Origin of the sequence: Tenacibaculum sp. nBUS_03 (genome assembly GCF_051201695.1) — a bacterium.
Taxonomy (GTDB): Bacteria; Bacteroidota; Bacteroidia; order Flavobacteriales; family Flavobacteriaceae; genus Polaribacter.
The window spans coordinates 2,632,298-2,646,545 of sequence record NZ_CP179214.1; the positions used below are offsets into that span (position 1 = coordinate 2,632,298).

Sequence of the window (14,248 nt, forward strand, 5' to 3'; positions counted from 1 at the left end):
AATGAAAATTTTACTTAAACTACTATTAATTTTTACAGGAACAATTATTGCACAGCAGCCTATTGATAGTGTTGAAATAGCTGTTGATTCTATTTCTATAACGAAAGACACCCTGAAAAGTAGACAAATACAAGCTCTTTTTTCAGATGCTGATTTAAAAAAAATTGATAGTTTATTAGTAGAAGAAAAGTTTAATTCTTCATTGTTTGATAGTGTTCAATATGTAATAAATGATAAAGATGTTATTGGGAATTCAACTAAAATTTTATCAACTGAATTACTTAAAAAGCGATTGGTTGAATTAAATGCTAACACCCCATTTAATTTAGCATATAACCCGTCATTAGATAAGGTTATAAACAGTTATTTAAAGTATAGGAAAAAATATTATCCAGCTTTAATGGCTAAGGCCAAGTATTATTTTCCAATGTTTGAACAATACCTTGATCAGTATGATGTTCCTTTACAAATGAAATATTTAGCGATAGTTGAATCTGCGCTTCGCCCTAGTGCTCGTTCTTATGTTGGTGCTACTGGTTTATGGCAATTTATGTACGGTACAGGAAAGCAATTCGATTTAAAAATAAGTTCTTATGTTGATGAGCGCCAAGATCCTGTTAAATCTACTGTTGCGGCTTGTAAGTATTTAAGTCAGTTGTATAAAATTTTTGGTGATTGGGACTTAGCTTTAGCTGCATATAATTCTGGTCCAGGAAATGTTTCAAAAGCAATAAAACGATCTGGAGGATATAAAAATTATTGGAATATTAGACCTTTTTTACCAAGAGAAACTGCTGGGTACGTTCCTGCATTTTATGCTACAATGTATATTTTTGAATATGCTGAGAACCATAATTTATACCCTGAAGCACCAAAAATTTATCATTTTGAAACTGATACTATCCATGTAAAAAGAACGATAAGTTTTGATCAAATTTCTGAGACAACAGGTATTGATGTTGATCTAATTTCTTTTTTAAACCCTGCTTATAAATTAGATATAATACCATTTATTGAAAATAGAAGTTATGCTGTTCGTATTCCTCGTAAAGAAATGATTACCTTTATAGAAAAAGAAAAGGAAATTTATGCATTAGCTGATCAAGATGATAGTAAAAGAGAAAAGCCTTTACCTAAATATTTTGAAATGGATAAGCGCATACGTTATAAAGTACGTAGCGGTGATTATTTAGGTAAAATTGCAAATAAATTTGGGGTACGAATAAAAGATATTAAAAGGTGGAACGGAATGCGTTCACATCGATTAAAAATAGGACAACGTTTAAGTATTTATCCTAAAAAATTAGCGATTCCCAAAAAGGTTTCAAAACAACAAAATAAACTTCCTAAAGGAAAGCATGAGGTATATATTGTTAAAGATGGAGATTCATTGTGGAAGATTGCTAAAAAATATCCTAAAGTTTCTGCTGAACAAATTAAAGAATGGAATAATATTTGGAGTATAAAAAATCTCAAACCAGGTATGAAACTTAAAATATTTAAAAGCTAACAGGTATGAAAAAAATAGTGTCATTTTTAATAGTTACACTTTTGTTAATTTCTTGTGAAAAAGGAACAAAATCTAGTGTAATATTACCAACATCAGTAGGGAATATAAATAAAATATTGGTGGTGACTAAAGGCAATGATTGGTCGGGTAAAATAGGAGACGAAATACGTACTGTTTTTGGTGAACACCAAGTTGGGCTTCCACAGCCAGAAACATTAATTTCAGTAAGCCAGATAGTAATCTTCGGGCTTTAACTCATTTATGAGAAACGTTAAAGCAATTCTTTTTATAAAAAAAGGGAAAAAAGAAAGCATTTCTGTTGAAAGAAATAAATATGCCGCTCCTCAAGTTATTGTTTATGCTACTGCAAAAAATGAACAAGGTATTGTAAATTTAATTAATAGAAGAGGTAAAGAAATAATTAAAATTTTTCAAAAAGAAGATATTAAGTTTGTTCAAAATATTTTTAAGAAAAATCGTATTGATGAGACTAAGTTTAAAACAGTACAAAACTTAGGAATTACAATTGATATTCCAAAAAGGTTTAAGTTAGTAGATGATACTGGAGACTTTTTATGGCTTCGTCAACATTTAAAAAGTGGAATAGCAAGAGGTGATGGGACAAATAATATTTTAATTTACAGTGTTCCGTTGTTAAATGAAGAAAGTGTTGCTGATAATATTACTATAGTCAGAGATTCTATTGGTAAAAAACATATCCCAGGAAGCAAAGAAGGAATGTACATGATAACTGAACAAGCCTATACACCTTTTACTTACAAAGCTGAAATTGATGGAAAAATGGCCTACGAAACGAGAGGGAAATGGGAAGTTAAAAATGATTTCATGGCAGGGCCTTTTTTAAATTATACGGTAGTTGATAAAAAAAACAATAGATTAATAGTTTTCGAAGGGTTTACTTATGCACCTTCAGTAAATAAAAGAAATTTTATATTTGAATTAGAAGCTATTGCTAAGTCAATGAAGATAAAATAGGGTATATTCTAAAGATATTAAAACAGGCTCATTAATTTGTTTAATGGGCCTGTTTTTTTGATAAAAGAAAAATTCAAAAAAGGTAAAATTATTTTTGCGATATCATATGATCGTTAGTTTTAATAGATAGTTTAAATAAGAAAATACTTTTCTTTTGTCTTATCAATAATAAATCAAAGTATTTTGAATGTCTAATGATTTTAACACATTCATTTAACACGATAGTTAAAGAATATACTTTGATGTAGTTTAATTTTTTTAAGGTATATATTATGCTAATTCTGGAACACTTGTCTTTTAATACTATTTATAAACTATCACAATCACTTATCTATTCACTATTTGAATTTTGTATACTTGAGTATTATAAACCTTCAAAAATGTAGTTATGTGCATTTTTAAAAACCAAACAAATCTTTAAGATAAACTTAGTGATTCGAAACAGTTTACTTACTTCATAAATTGAATATAATACTTTGAAGTGTGATAAATGTCACCAACAACTACCTAAGGCTTTTCATTTATTTGTATTAATCTAAAATCCTAAAGAAATGAAAGAAATTTGTAAATTTTCAAGAGAAGAAACAGATCGTCAATACAATCCAATACTATGGACTAGGCGATTACCTACAAACGATTTACTTCCTAGTCATATTGATTTCACAACAAAAGAAAGTAATTCATATAGAGATAGAATTGGAGATAATCTCCAAGTGATCCCTTTCGGTAAAGATGAATCTTTGGGAGAAATTGATGTTTTTCGTCCAAATAACGTTCCTGACAACGCACCTATTGTCGTGTATATCCATGGTGGTTGGTGGCAATGGTTTTCTAAAGAACAATTTTCTTTTTTAGCAGAACCCTTCAATGAAAAGGGATTAGCAGTATACATGCCTGGCTATCGTATGGCTCAAGATTGGGATAATGATAAACCAATAGAGTCTATTATAAATCAAATGGAAGAGGCAGTAGCAACTATTCTTCATGAAGCCTTCGAGAAAAAATCTCAAGCAGTATATTTGGTTGGTCATTCAGCTGGAGGACACCTAGTGTCTATGTTACATAAAACAGAATGGGGTAAATATAATTTACCTGATGAAGCACAAAATAAAATAAAGGCTGTTTTTTCTCTTGCTGGATTATTTGATCTTCGTTATTTATTAAATAGTTATGTTAATGATGAGATTAACATGTCACTTGAATCTGCAATACATGTAAGTCCACAGTTACTTGGTAATTCTAAAAGTAAATTATGTCCAATCCACTTAATTTTACCTGAATTTGATACAGCTGAGTTTTTTAGGCAAACAAAGGAATACCAAGACAAACTATTGGAAGATGGACAATCATGTAATTTACATGTTGTTCATAATAGAGATCATCTTTCAATCATAGAAAACTTGGTGAATGATGACGACGAACTTTTTGATTATATTTTTAAAGAAATTACAAAAAATAGTTAAAGTCATTTAATGAACCTCTTTATGGAAAAAATGACAACAATAAAATACCCAATGATAGCATTGGGTATTTATTGTTTAAAAAACTATTTTAGTAAATACATTCAATCTATTTTTTAGTTCTTATATCTATACTGATTTAGTATGTGAACATAAACTTTAGCCTAGATAGTTAGCATGGATTGATAGGTTAATCGTATTAACTAAAGAATTAAAAGAAGTATTTTTTTGTAACAAAAAATATAAATCATAGACTTATAAATATCAACTAAATAATTAATCAAACATGATTACACGCTTTTTAGATTTAGAATGGAAACAATACTTTCGTTCATCATACTGGCAAAGAAGTATTGGTATTAAAATTTTACTAGGTTTTTTTGCTGTTTATTTTGTTATAATGTTCCTGTTTTTAGGAATTGGGATATTTCCAGCGTTAAAAAAAATATTTCCTGAAAAAGATCCTTTTATAATAGTTAATGAATTTTTGTTTTTTTGGATTATGGGTGATTTAATTGCAAGATTTTTTCTTCAGAAATTGCCAGTAATGACAATAAAACCACTATTAACTATACCTGTAAAAAAGAATAAGATTATTAATTATGTTTTAGGCAAATCTGCGATTTCATTTTTTAATTTTTTACCGTTGTTTGCAATAATTCCTTTTGGTTGTGTTTTATTAACAAAGGGATATGATATAGTTCAAATTTCTACATGGATGTTAACTATGGTTGTAGTAGTTCTGATCATTAATTTTTTGAATTTCATAATAGAAAATGCAAGTGCTAAAAGTGATTTATCTTTTTTACCATTGATAGCCATTTCATCAGGTTTATTTGCTTTAGATTATTTTAATATAGTTTCTTTTTCTAGCTTGGTTTCAAAAGGTATTTTAGGAATATCGAATAATTCAATTTTAATTTCTATTCCTCTTTTAGTTTTAGCTGTTTTATATTATGCGAATTATATAATTTTAAAAAGTAATTTGTTTTTAGACTCTGCAGTACAAAACAAGGTAGAAGAAGCAAAAACATCAGATTATACTTGGACAGAACGTTTTGGAGATATTGCTCCATTTATGCAACTAGATTTAAAACTAATTATGCGAAATAAAAGAACAAAGTCTACTTTATGGATGTTGATAATAGGCCTTTTGTATGGGTTGTTTTTTTATCCGCAACCTCAATATGCTGATAAAGAATTTTTCTTTGCTTTCATTGGAATATTTACTACTGGGATTTTTTTAATAAATTTTGGTCAATTTATTCCAGCTTGGGATAGTGGATATTATAAAATGATAATGAGTCAAAATTTTAAATATGAACGATATTTAAAATCAAAGTTTATGTTAATGAGCATGAGTGTGATCATCCTTTTCGTATTAGGAATACCATATGTTTATTTTGGATGGAAAATTTTATTGGCACATTTTGCTGCTGCCATATATAATATAGGTGTTAATACGCATTTAATTATGTATGGAGGTACGTTTAATCGTAAGAAAATTAATTTAGATGAAAAAGCTGCATTTAATTATCAAGGAACAGGTGTAGTTCAATGGATAATAGGTATTCCACTAATGCTAATTCCAATGGGAATATTTGGTCTTATAAATTGGTTGGTAAATTTTGAAATTGCTATTATTTCATTAATTATTTTAGGGCTTTTAGGTATTGTATTTCACCAAAAAATAATGAAAGCTATTACTAACAAATACATAGCTAATAAGTATGCTATGATTCACGCATTTGATCAAGAAAACTAATTAGAAAACATTATGATACAAGTAACAAACCTTACTAAAAAATACGGGAACGCTCAAGTTTTAACTATAGAAGAATTACAAATTCCAACAGGACAGTCATTTGGATTAGTTGGCAACAATGGAGCAGGAAAAACAACATATTTTAATATACTTTTAGATTTAATTCGCCCAACTACTGGTGAAATCTTTAATAATAATGTATTAGTTAATAAAAGTGAAGATTGGAAAACATTTACGGGTTCATTTATAGATGAAAGTTTTTTAATAGGATACTTAACACCACAGGAATATTTTGAATTTGTTGGTGATTTAAGAGCAATGAATAAAGCAGATGTTAAAAGCTATTTAAGTCAATTTGAAGATTTTTTTAACGATGAAATTTTAGGAAAGAAAAAATATTTAAGGGATTTAAGTAAAGGAAATCAGAAAAAAGTTGGAATTATTGCAGCAATGATGGGGAACCCACAAGTAGTTGTTTTAGATGAGCCTTTCGCTAACTTAGATCCAACTACACAAATTAGACTAAAAACGATTATTAAAAAACTTACAGAAAATAAAGAGGTCACTGTATTGATTTCTAGTCATGATTTAAGCCACGTAACGGAAGTATGTGAACGAATAGTTGTGTTAGATAAAGGAAATGTTGTAAAAGACATTAATACATCAGCAGAAACATTACAAGAACTTGAAGAGTATTTCTCTAATTAATTTATGAAACAAAGAGAGATTCTTTTCAAGCTAAATTAATAGCCCTCGAAGGAAACTTTCTAGTATTTTTATTCGTTCCGATGTTTCAGTTCCCAAAAGATTTAAAAGAAAAACTCCCTTCTGTTGAGAGTTTAAGAAAAGAATTACTAGTTTTTTATATTGATACTAGTAACGTTTCAGAATATAAAAGTGTTTTACAAACATCTCATTGTTTAGAAATTGTGTTGTCAGGAAAGCGAGGTGTAATTAGTTCTGTTGATAAACAGTTTATTGTAAATGGAGATGTTCAGTTTAGAAAACGAGATAATTATATTTTTGAAACTTCTCATGATTATAAAGGGTTGCTTTTTTTTTTCGAAAATACATTTATCACTGATTTTTTAAAAGAACATGTTATTGCGCATACAAAAAGAGAGGTCGATGAACAAGTTTCTCCTTTTACTTTTAAAACAACAGCATTTATCCAGTCAAATATTAAAGAAATTGTAAATGCATTTACTAGTAATAGAGAATATAAGTCTTGTATTATAAAGTTTTCATTGCATCAAATTTTGTTACAGATATTGGATAGAAATAAAGATAAAGTGTACGTGACTTACTTAAAGTATTTGGTAAATAATAAAAAAGTAGACTTGCGGTATTACATGGAAAAGAATTTTACACAGACACTTAGTTTAGAGACACTGGCAAAACAAACAGGACGTAGTTTGAGTACCTTCAAAAAAGATTTTAAAGATCAATTTAAAACTTCACCTATGAAATGGTTAATTAATCGTAGACTTAAACATGCAAACTATTTGATAATTACAACAAATGACCCTGTTTCTGAGATAGCCTTTCAGTGTGGTTTCGAGAACGTCTCTCATTTTTCAAAAGTGTATAAGAATTTGTATAAAACAAGTCCTTTGAAATCAAGAGTGTAGTTTCTTTTTTGCTAACCTTTAGAGCAAAAACTATAACCTTTAGAACAAAGTTTACTATATATCCTTAAAGTAATTTTGTTGTATAATAAACATAAAAAATTATATAATGAAAACAGCTTTAGTTGTTGTAGATCTACAAAATGATTATTTTAAAGGAGGAAATTGGGAGCTAGTTGGTACAGAGCAGGCAGCAGAAAATGCCTCTAAATTATTAAAATACGCTAGAAATAATGAAATGCCTATAATTCATGTACGACATGAGTTCCCAACTGATGATGCTCCTTTCTTTAAACCTAATACAAAAGGTGCTGAAATACACTCAAGTGTAAAAAACTTAGATAGTGAACCTGTTGTTTTGAAACATCAAATTAATAGTTTTAGAGAGACAAACCTTAAAGAACTATTAGACTTAAATGAGGTAGATAGTATTTTAATATGTGGAGCAATGAGCCACATGTGTATTGATGGTGTAACTCGTGCGGCAAATGATTTTGGTTATAAGTGTACCGTAGCACATGACGCTTGTGCAACATTAGATTTAGAGTTTAATGGTGTAAAAGTTCCTGCTAAACAAGTACACGCTGCATTCATGGCTGCTTTAAAATTTGCGTATGCTGATGTTTTAACAACCGCTGAGATCATTGAGTTAAAAAATTAACTTTTAAAAGTTTGGTTTCAAAAATTAACATGCTTTATGATAATTTTAATTGTAGAGCATAAAAGGTCAGTATTTTTTATCCTAGAAAAAGGTAATGTGTTGAAACGTATTTATAGAAACTAAGATAAGTTGTTGAAAAACATAGTAACTATAGTATTATAGTTACTATGTTCAGTATGCTGAAAAGAAAAGAATTTTTGAAATCACAGTATTATATCATTTCATTCTTTTGAATAACTGCTTTGTACCAATCTCGAGCCTCTTGTGATACATCTTTTAAGGTATCTATAAAATCCATCCCATTTTTAATTTCGATGTCTCTTTTCTGATTGTTATTCATTTTATTGTATGCAACTGCTTTGAAATGAAAACTCCAAAAAGCGGTAGATGTTCCTTTATTAATTTCATAAATTTTATCAGAAATTTCAATTACTTTATCCAGTTCTACGTTATTGGAAAGATAATACACTGCGATTCCTCTATAATTCACCTCATGTGGTGACATGAATTTGGTAATTTTATTGTTTGCTATTTTTTCAGTAGGTACTTTTATCGGAATCGTTACTAAGGTGTTTTCCCATACAAGATTTAGATTTCCAGCTAGGTTGTTTTTTAAATCAGAAAAGTTAATGGTAAATGTTTCAACTGTATCGTGGAGTGATTTCGATTTGTGAGTCGTTCTTGAAACTACTTTTGACTCATCCCAGTTTCTAAACCATCCCCAACCTTCATGGTCAGAGTAAAGTATAAACTCCCATTGATCTTTTTTTGGAACGGTGAATATGGCATATTTACCAGCAGGAATTGTGTCTTTGTTAATTATAAAAGGCGTATTTACTTTTAGAGTTGTTCTTTCATCTGCTCCAGTTCTCCACCTAGTGTTAAAAGGAACTAGTTTACCAAAGATTTTTCTGTTTTTCATACTTGGTCTTGAATACTTAATCTCAAAATCAGAGTAACCTATGGTTTGTTCTATTTTTCCTTTTTGACTTTTTTTAGGGAGTTTGAGGTTCATCAAAGCATCTTGAGCAAACGAATTGTAATTAAATGTTATCAAGATAATGGGGAAAATTAATTTATAAAGTGTTTTCATAATACATGTAATTTATTGGGTTAAGGTACTGTATGTCATTGTTTTATTTTGTTAATTTTGTTTTTTTATGAAAACTTTATGATAAAATGTTAAAATTATAATGATGTAATTCAATCGTACAGCATAGCATCTTTTTTCTGTAAAACTTTCTACAATGTTTTGTAATTTAAATATCACAGTTCTGTGTTTGTTATCCATTAAAAAGTTATAGTGTCAATGTTTGTTTGATGTAAAACTGAGATTTAGGAGTAGTTGTTTAACTTTTTTCCTTTTTATTGTTATTTTTACGCATTTACACAATAACTTAAAGGTATAGTTGTTGTTAAAGTAAATGCGTAATTTTTTATGAAAAAACTATCCAATATATTAGTTTTCAGTATTGTTCTGGCTATCATGGTGTCATGTAGTGTGAAAAAAAATACTATTATTAGCCGTAACTTCCATGCATTAACTACTAAATATAATGTCTTATTTAATGGGGAACAAGCGTATTTAAAAGGTCTTGAAGAAATTGAAAACAAACATAAAGATAACTTTTGGAAACGATTAGCTATTGAGCCGATTACATTTGATGATAGAAAAATACAACAGTTATCTTTAAAACCAGGTAGTGGTTTTGGTAACGATGATACTGAAGAAGAAAATAAAAACCTTACTAATTTTGAAAAGGCAGAAGAAAAGGCTGTAAAAGCTATTCAAAAGCACTCCATGAATATTGATGGTTATGAAAAAAATCGTCAAATAGATGATGCCTATTTATTATTAGGAAAAGCACGGTATTATACACAACGTTTTATTCCTGCCATAGAGTCTTTTAATTACGTGATTGCAAATTATCCAAACGCTAGTTTAATTAATGAAACTAAAATTTGGAGGGCCAAAACAAACATTCGTTTAGATAATGAAAAGCTAGCGATAGAATCGTTGAAGTTTTTATTAGAAGTTCAAGAAAATGAAAAAAAACTCCCTAATGAAATAAGAGAACAAGCACATACGGCTATGGCCATGGCTTATGCAAAGACAGATACGATTCAAAAAGTAATTGAACATTTAACAAAAGCTGTTACTATATTTAAAAACAAAGAGCAGTCTGCTAGAAATATGTTTGTTTTGGGTCAAATTTACAGTGAATTGGATAGAAAGGATTCAGCTAGAATGGTGTTTGAAAAACTAGCTGATTATAAAAAAGCACCTTATAAATATAGAATACGAGCAAACGTTGAATTGGCTAAAAACACCGCAAATGACTCTTCATCTGTGTTGGTTTTGAGTAGATTGAAAAAGCTGATTAAAAATACAGATAATCGTAAGTTTTTAAATGTGTTATATTATCAGGCTGGAGTTTTAGAGGTAGGTAGAAATAAAATAGAGAATGCCATTGATTACTTCAAAAAATCATTAGAAGCTAAAAACAATGATGATTATCAAAAAACCTATACTTATGAGCAATTAGGTAATATTGCTTTTAATAAGCAAGAATATGTTTTAGCAGGAGCTTATTATGATAGTGTTTTAAAGGTTACATCAAAAAAGTTTGATCAGGAAAAAAGAATACGAAGAATACGTAGAAAAAATAAGGGGTTAACTACGTTGAGAACGTTTGAAGAAACTGTGAAAATAAATGATAGTATTTTAAACCTCATTGCTATGAGCAAAGACGAGCAAATATCATTTTTTGAAAAATATATTGAAAAAATAAAAAAAGAAGATGAAGAGAATAAACAACAAATGTTGAACTCTCAAAACTTTGGAAGTTCATTTGGTGGCATCGGAACCAATAATCGTTCTAAAAAAGGGAAATGGTATTTTTACAACACACAAAGTGTAGCATTTGGTAAAGTTTCCTTTGAAAGAGTTTGGGGAAACCGACCATTAGAAGATAATTGGAGATTATCAGATAAAAATTCAGGTGGTAGTGAAGAAAGTTTAGGTGACGAGGAAGCCTCTTCAGAGCCAAAGGTAGACCCAAGGTATGAATTAACTACTTATCTCGACGCTATTCCTTCAGATTCAAAAGATATTAGCAAATTGAGTGATGACCGAAATGAAGCATTATACCAATTAGGGTTAATTTATAAAGAACAATTTAAAAATTCTGAATTAGCAATAAAAAACCTTGAAAAGCTAAAAAATCTTAGAAAAGACGATAAAATGGAGCTGGCAATTTGTTACCATTTGTATCAGATTTATAGTGAGATAAATGATCCAGAAAAAGCAAATGAATATAAAAACATTGTATTAAATAAGTACCCTGAAACTAAATTTGCACAAGTAATAAAGTCTCCAAATAAAAAGTTACTTGAAAATAAAAAAGAAGATCAAATAGTAAAAAAATATAAAGAAATTTATTATTTATATAAAGAAAATAAATTTGAAGAAACAGTTGATGAAATAGATAAGTTTTCGCCCTCAATACAAAATTCAAATTTAATCCCTAAATTAGCACTCCTCAAAGCCTTGTCAATAGGTAAATACCAAGACAAAGAGGCGTATGCTAAAGCCCTAGAGTTTGTGTCTTTGAGTTATGCAAACACTACTGAAGGAAAAAAAGCAAAAGAGATAATGAAGAAATTAAAAAAATAAAAAATCTTATAAACTCCCCATAAATATGTTCAGTAAAGAAAGTAAAAAAACAAGTGTTAAATCTGTTTCAGAAAGAAATGTAATTGGAAAGAATACAAAAATTACAGGAGATATAATTTCTGAAGGCGATTTTAGAATTGATGGTACATTAGAAGGTAACATTGAAACTAAAGGAAGAATTATTATTGGCGAAACTGGATTCATAAAAGGAAAGGCAGATTGTACTAATGCAGATATTGAAGGGAAATTTTCTGGAGACTTACAGGTTTCAAACACGTTAACTGTAAAAACATCAGCTAATATAACTGGAGATGTTGTTATAGGTAAGTTATCTGTTGAACCTGGGGCAACTTTTAATGCAACATGTTCAATGAAAGGAGCAGTAAAAGAATTAAAGAAAAATGAGCAAAAATCTACCGAAAAAACAGCTTAATAAATATCTTCGGTTCACTACTATAGCTTTTCAAATGGGTTTAACCATTTATCTAGGAAATTTACTAGGTGAATGGTTAGACGCTAAATATCAAAATGAAGGAGGTTTGTATACCAAGATATGCACACTTGGCGCAGTTTTTTTAGCAATGTTCTCCGTTATTCAACAAGTTACAAAAATATCAAAAAACAATGATTAAACGAATTTTGTTTTTTCTTGCTGTAATGCTTATCGTGTTAGTAATAAGTTATTTTCCACATAATTACGTTTTAACAGGTAAAGAAATTCAATTATCATTTTCACTACTAGGAGTGTACGCATTCCATGCAATAGCAGCAACTATAGTATATCTTATAGTTGAATTAGTAGCATATAAAATACCAAATCAGGCAGGTTATGCATATTTAGCTTCTATTTTTTTAAAAATAGGTTTTTTCGTGTTAGTTTTTCAAGCTTCCGTTTTTAACAACGAACAACTTACTAAGCCAGAAAGGTTTTCATTGGTAATTCCGTTGTTTTTATTTTTAATTATTGAGGCAATTGCAGTTTCAAAACTATTGAACAGCAAATAGTTTCCAGGTTTATCACCAAAAATATTCTCATAAAAATATTCTCATAAAAACTAAATAAAAAAACGGTTTGTAGTTTTAATTAATTGTTTACCTTTGCACGGAAATTTAGAGACCATAACCCTATATTTAAAAAGGTATGATGATAGCAAAAAAATCTATCAAATTTTTAACAGTTTTAGCATTGGTTTTCACTTCTTTTGGAGTGTTTGCTAGTGGAGGAGATAAGAAATCTTCAGAAAACGACGGTGGAAAAGTAAACACCAAAGAGGAAATTAAAAGCTATATCAAGCATCACTTAGCAGATTCACATGATTTTTCATTGTTCTCTTATTCAAACGATGCAGGTGAAAGAAAACATGTAGGTTTTCCATTACCAGTAATTGTTTGGACAAGCAAAGGTTTGAAGACATTTATGTCGTCAAAGTTTCATCATAACGATGATGGTAAATTAGTAGTAGATGCTGGAGGTGTTAAGTTGGCTAAGATTCATAGTAAAATATATGAATTAGATGCAGATGCGACAGAAGTTTCTTTTGACGAAACACATCATGCTACAAATGCTCACAAAGTATTGGATTTATCTATTACGAAAAGTGTTTTTGGAATATTGTTAGCAGGTTTGTTGATGTTTTTAGGTTTTGGTTCATTGGCTAAAGGATATAAGAAAGGAGCAATACCTACTGGTGTTGGTCGTGTTTTAGAACCATTAGTTTTATATGTAAGAGATGAAATAGCAAGACCAAACATAGGTGAGAAAAAGTATAAGAGATTCATGCCGTATTTATTAACAGTATTTTTCTTTATCTGGATATTAAACTTATTAGGATTAACTCCATTAGGATTTAATGTTACAGGTCAAATTGCAGTTACTGTATGTTTAGCATTATTTACTTTAGTAGTTTATATAACTAACGGGTCAAAAGATTTTTGGTCGCATACTTTATGGATGCCAGGAGTTCCAAAAGTTTTAAGACCAATATTAGCTGTTTTAGAGTTAGCAGGTTTTTTATTAATTAAGCCATTTTCATTATTAGTACGTTTGTTTGCGAATATTACAGCAGGTCACTCGGTAGTAATGGGTATTGCAGCACTTATGGTATTGTTGAAAGCCGAATTTGGAACAGTAGGTGCAACAGGTATTTCATTTTTGTTAACTATGTTTTTAACAATTATTGAATTGTTAGTAGCTTTTTTACAGGCATTTATTTTCACAATGCTTTCAGCCTTGTTTATTGGAATGGCGGTAGAAGAGCACGATCATGCACATGATCATTAAGAGTTTTAAAGTAGAATAAGAATTTGTTTAATTTAATATAAATCAATTAGTATGTACAATTTAATTGGAGCAGGATTAATCGTAATCGGTGGAGGAATCGGATTAGGTCAAATAGGTGGAAAAGCAATGGAAGGAATTGCTCGTCAACCTGAGGCTGCTGGTAAAATCCAAACAGCGATGATCATTATCGGAGCATTATTAGAAGGATTAGCATTTGGTGCTTTACTTTTAGGAAAATAATTCCGAAACAAAACAACAAAAACATTTTCTG

Annotated in this window: 15 protein-coding genes; 14 read left to right on the forward strand and 1 reads right to left on the reverse strand. The window is 29.3% G+C overall.

The genetic code is table 11. The annotated features are described in order from the left end of the window. Position 1: 1 nt before the first annotated feature. The 8 genes from ACMFBB_RS12190 (at position 2) to ACMFBB_RS12225 (ending at position 8,020) form a co-directional block, all read left to right on the forward strand. Positions 2 to 1,510 (forward strand): LysM peptidoglycan-binding domain-containing protein, encoded by a 1,509-nt coding sequence (locus ACMFBB_RS12190; RefSeq protein ID WP_435261051.1) that lies wholly within the window; start codon positions 2 to 4, stop codon positions 1,508 to 1,510. Positions 1,511 to 1,515: 5 nt separating this feature from the next. After that, positions 1,516 to 1,764, forward strand: coding sequence for a DUF4837 family protein (locus ACMFBB_RS12195; protein ID WP_435261052.1), 249 nt, complete (start codon positions 1,516 to 1,518; stop codon positions 1,762 to 1,764). Between the two features lie 7 nt (positions 1,765 to 1,771). Then, positions 1,772 to 2,506: a DUF4837 family protein gene (locus ACMFBB_RS12200; protein ID WP_435261053.1), complete on the forward strand. Its 735-nt coding sequence runs from the start codon at positions 1,772 to 1,774 to the stop codon at positions 2,504 to 2,506. A gap of 551 nt (positions 2,507 to 3,057) precedes the next feature. Next, positions 3,058 to 3,969 carry an alpha/beta hydrolase gene (locus ACMFBB_RS12205; RefSeq protein WP_435261054.1) on the forward strand — a complete coding sequence of 304 codons (912 nt, stop codon included), beginning with the start codon at positions 3,058 to 3,060 and terminating at the stop codon, positions 3,967 to 3,969. Between the two features lie 283 nt (positions 3,970 to 4,252). Beyond that, complete coding sequence (locus tag ACMFBB_RS12210; RefSeq protein ID WP_435261055.1) at positions 4,253 to 5,731, forward strand: DUF5687 family protein; 1,479 nt, start codon at positions 4,253 to 4,255, stop codon at positions 5,729 to 5,731. A gap of 12 nt (positions 5,732 to 5,743) precedes the next feature. Further along, a complete protein-coding gene (locus ACMFBB_RS12215) occupies positions 5,744 to 6,439 on the forward strand; it encodes an ABC transporter ATP-binding protein (protein WP_435261056.1) in 696 nt (231 codons plus the stop codon). A gap of 80 nt (positions 6,440 to 6,519) precedes the next feature. Beyond that, positions 6,520 to 7,362, forward strand: coding sequence for a helix-turn-helix domain-containing protein (locus ACMFBB_RS12220; RefSeq protein ID WP_435261057.1), 843 nt, complete (start codon positions 6,520 to 6,522; stop codon positions 7,360 to 7,362). A 106-nt stretch (positions 7,363 to 7,468) separates the two neighbouring features. Continuing rightward, positions 7,469 to 8,020 carry a cysteine hydrolase family protein gene (locus tag ACMFBB_RS12225; RefSeq protein WP_435261058.1) on the forward strand — a complete coding sequence of 184 codons (552 nt, stop codon included), beginning with the start codon at positions 7,469 to 7,471 and terminating at the stop codon, positions 8,018 to 8,020. Positions 8,021 to 8,231: 211 nt separating this feature from the next. Here ACMFBB_RS12225 and ACMFBB_RS12230 read toward each other — a convergent pair whose 3' ends face one another. Then, positions 8,232 to 9,113 (reverse strand): DUF2911 domain-containing protein, encoded by an 882-nt coding sequence (locus tag ACMFBB_RS12230; protein WP_435261059.1) that lies wholly within the window; start codon positions 9,111 to 9,113, stop codon positions 8,232 to 8,234. A gap of 345 nt (positions 9,114 to 9,458) precedes the next feature. Between ACMFBB_RS12230 and ACMFBB_RS12235 the strand changes: the two genes are divergently transcribed. The 6 genes from ACMFBB_RS12235 to atpE all read left to right on the forward strand — a co-directional run bounded on the left by ACMFBB_RS12235 (position 9,459) and on the right by atpE (position 14,217). Next, entirely contained in the window at positions 9,459 to 11,696 is a 2,238-nt protein-coding gene (locus ACMFBB_RS12235) for a tetratricopeptide repeat protein (protein WP_435261060.1), read from the forward strand. A gap of 25 nt (positions 11,697 to 11,721) precedes the next feature. Beyond that, positions 11,722 to 12,129: a bactofilin family protein gene (locus tag ACMFBB_RS12240; RefSeq protein WP_435261061.1), complete on the forward strand. Its 408-nt coding sequence runs from the start codon at positions 11,722 to 11,724 to the stop codon at positions 12,127 to 12,129. Beyond that, on the forward strand, positions 12,098 to 12,328 hold the full coding sequence (locus tag ACMFBB_RS12245) for an AtpZ/AtpI family protein (RefSeq protein ID WP_435261062.1): 231 nt from the start codon (positions 12,098 to 12,100) through the stop codon (positions 12,326 to 12,328). The genes ACMFBB_RS12240 and ACMFBB_RS12245 overlap by 32 nt, the downstream gene beginning before the upstream one ends. Beyond that, on the forward strand, positions 12,321 to 12,701 hold the full coding sequence (locus ACMFBB_RS12250) for a DUF6168 family protein (RefSeq protein WP_435261063.1): 381 nt from the start codon (positions 12,321 to 12,323) through the stop codon (positions 12,699 to 12,701). The genes ACMFBB_RS12245 and ACMFBB_RS12250 overlap by 8 nt, the downstream gene beginning before the upstream one ends. Before the next feature lie 136 nt (positions 12,702 to 12,837). Beyond that, positions 12,838 to 13,977: a F0F1 ATP synthase subunit A gene (atpB, locus tag ACMFBB_RS12255; RefSeq protein WP_435261064.1), complete on the forward strand. Its 1,140-nt coding sequence runs from the start codon at positions 12,838 to 12,840 to the stop codon at positions 13,975 to 13,977. A gap of 51 nt (positions 13,978 to 14,028) precedes the next feature. After that, positions 14,029 to 14,217 carry an ATP synthase F0 subunit C gene (gene atpE, locus ACMFBB_RS12260; protein WP_053973883.1) on the forward strand — a complete coding sequence of 63 codons (189 nt, stop codon included), beginning with the start codon at positions 14,029 to 14,031 and terminating at the stop codon, positions 14,215 to 14,217. The last annotated feature ends 31 nt before the right edge of the window (positions 14,218 to 14,248 follow it).

Coding starts and splice junctions, on each gene's coding strand:
- ACMFBB_RS12220 (WP_435261057.1), top strand. CDS start 6,520: ATGTTTCAGTTCCCAAAAGATTTAAAAGAAAAACTCCCTTCTGTTGAG.
- ACMFBB_RS12195 (WP_435261052.1), top strand. CDS start 1,516: ATGAAAAAAATAGTGTCATTTTTAATAGTTACACTTTTGTTAATTTCT.
- ACMFBB_RS12235 (WP_435261060.1), top strand. CDS start 9,459: ATGAAAAAACTATCCAATATATTAGTTTTCAGTATTGTTCTGGCTATC.
- ACMFBB_RS12200 (WP_435261053.1), top strand. CDS start 1,772: ATGAGAAACGTTAAAGCAATTCTTTTTATAAAAAAAGGGAAAAAAGAA.
- ACMFBB_RS12240 (WP_435261061.1), top strand. CDS start 11,722: ATGTTCAGTAAAGAAAGTAAAAAAACAAGTGTTAAATCTGTTTCAGAA.
- ACMFBB_RS12230 (WP_435261059.1), bottom strand. CDS start 9,113: ATGAAAACACTTTATAAATTAATTTTCCCCATTATCTTGATAACATTT.
- ACMFBB_RS12205 (WP_435261054.1), top strand. CDS start 3,058: ATGAAAGAAATTTGTAAATTTTCAAGAGAAGAAACAGATCGTCAATAC.
- ACMFBB_RS12210 (WP_435261055.1), top strand. CDS start 4,253: ATGATTACACGCTTTTTAGATTTAGAATGGAAACAATACTTTCGTTCA.
- atpE (WP_053973883.1), top strand. CDS start 14,029: ATGTACAATTTAATTGGAGCAGGATTAATCGTAATCGGTGGAGGAATC.
- ACMFBB_RS12250 (WP_435261063.1), top strand. CDS start 12,321: ATGATTAAACGAATTTTGTTTTTTCTTGCTGTAATGCTTATCGTGTTA.
- ACMFBB_RS12225 (WP_435261058.1), top strand. CDS start 7,469: ATGAAAACAGCTTTAGTTGTTGTAGATCTACAAAATGATTATTTTAAA.
- ACMFBB_RS12215 (WP_435261056.1), top strand. CDS start 5,744: ATGATACAAGTAACAAACCTTACTAAAAAATACGGGAACGCTCAAGTT.
- ACMFBB_RS12190 (WP_435261051.1), top strand. CDS start 2: ATGAAAATTTTACTTAAACTACTATTAATTTTTACAGGAACAATTATT.
- ACMFBB_RS12245 (WP_435261062.1), top strand. CDS start 12,098: ATGAGCAAAAATCTACCGAAAAAACAGCTTAATAAATATCTTCGGTTC.
- atpB (WP_435261064.1), top strand. CDS start 12,838: ATGATGATAGCAAAAAAATCTATCAAATTTTTAACAGTTTTAGCATTG.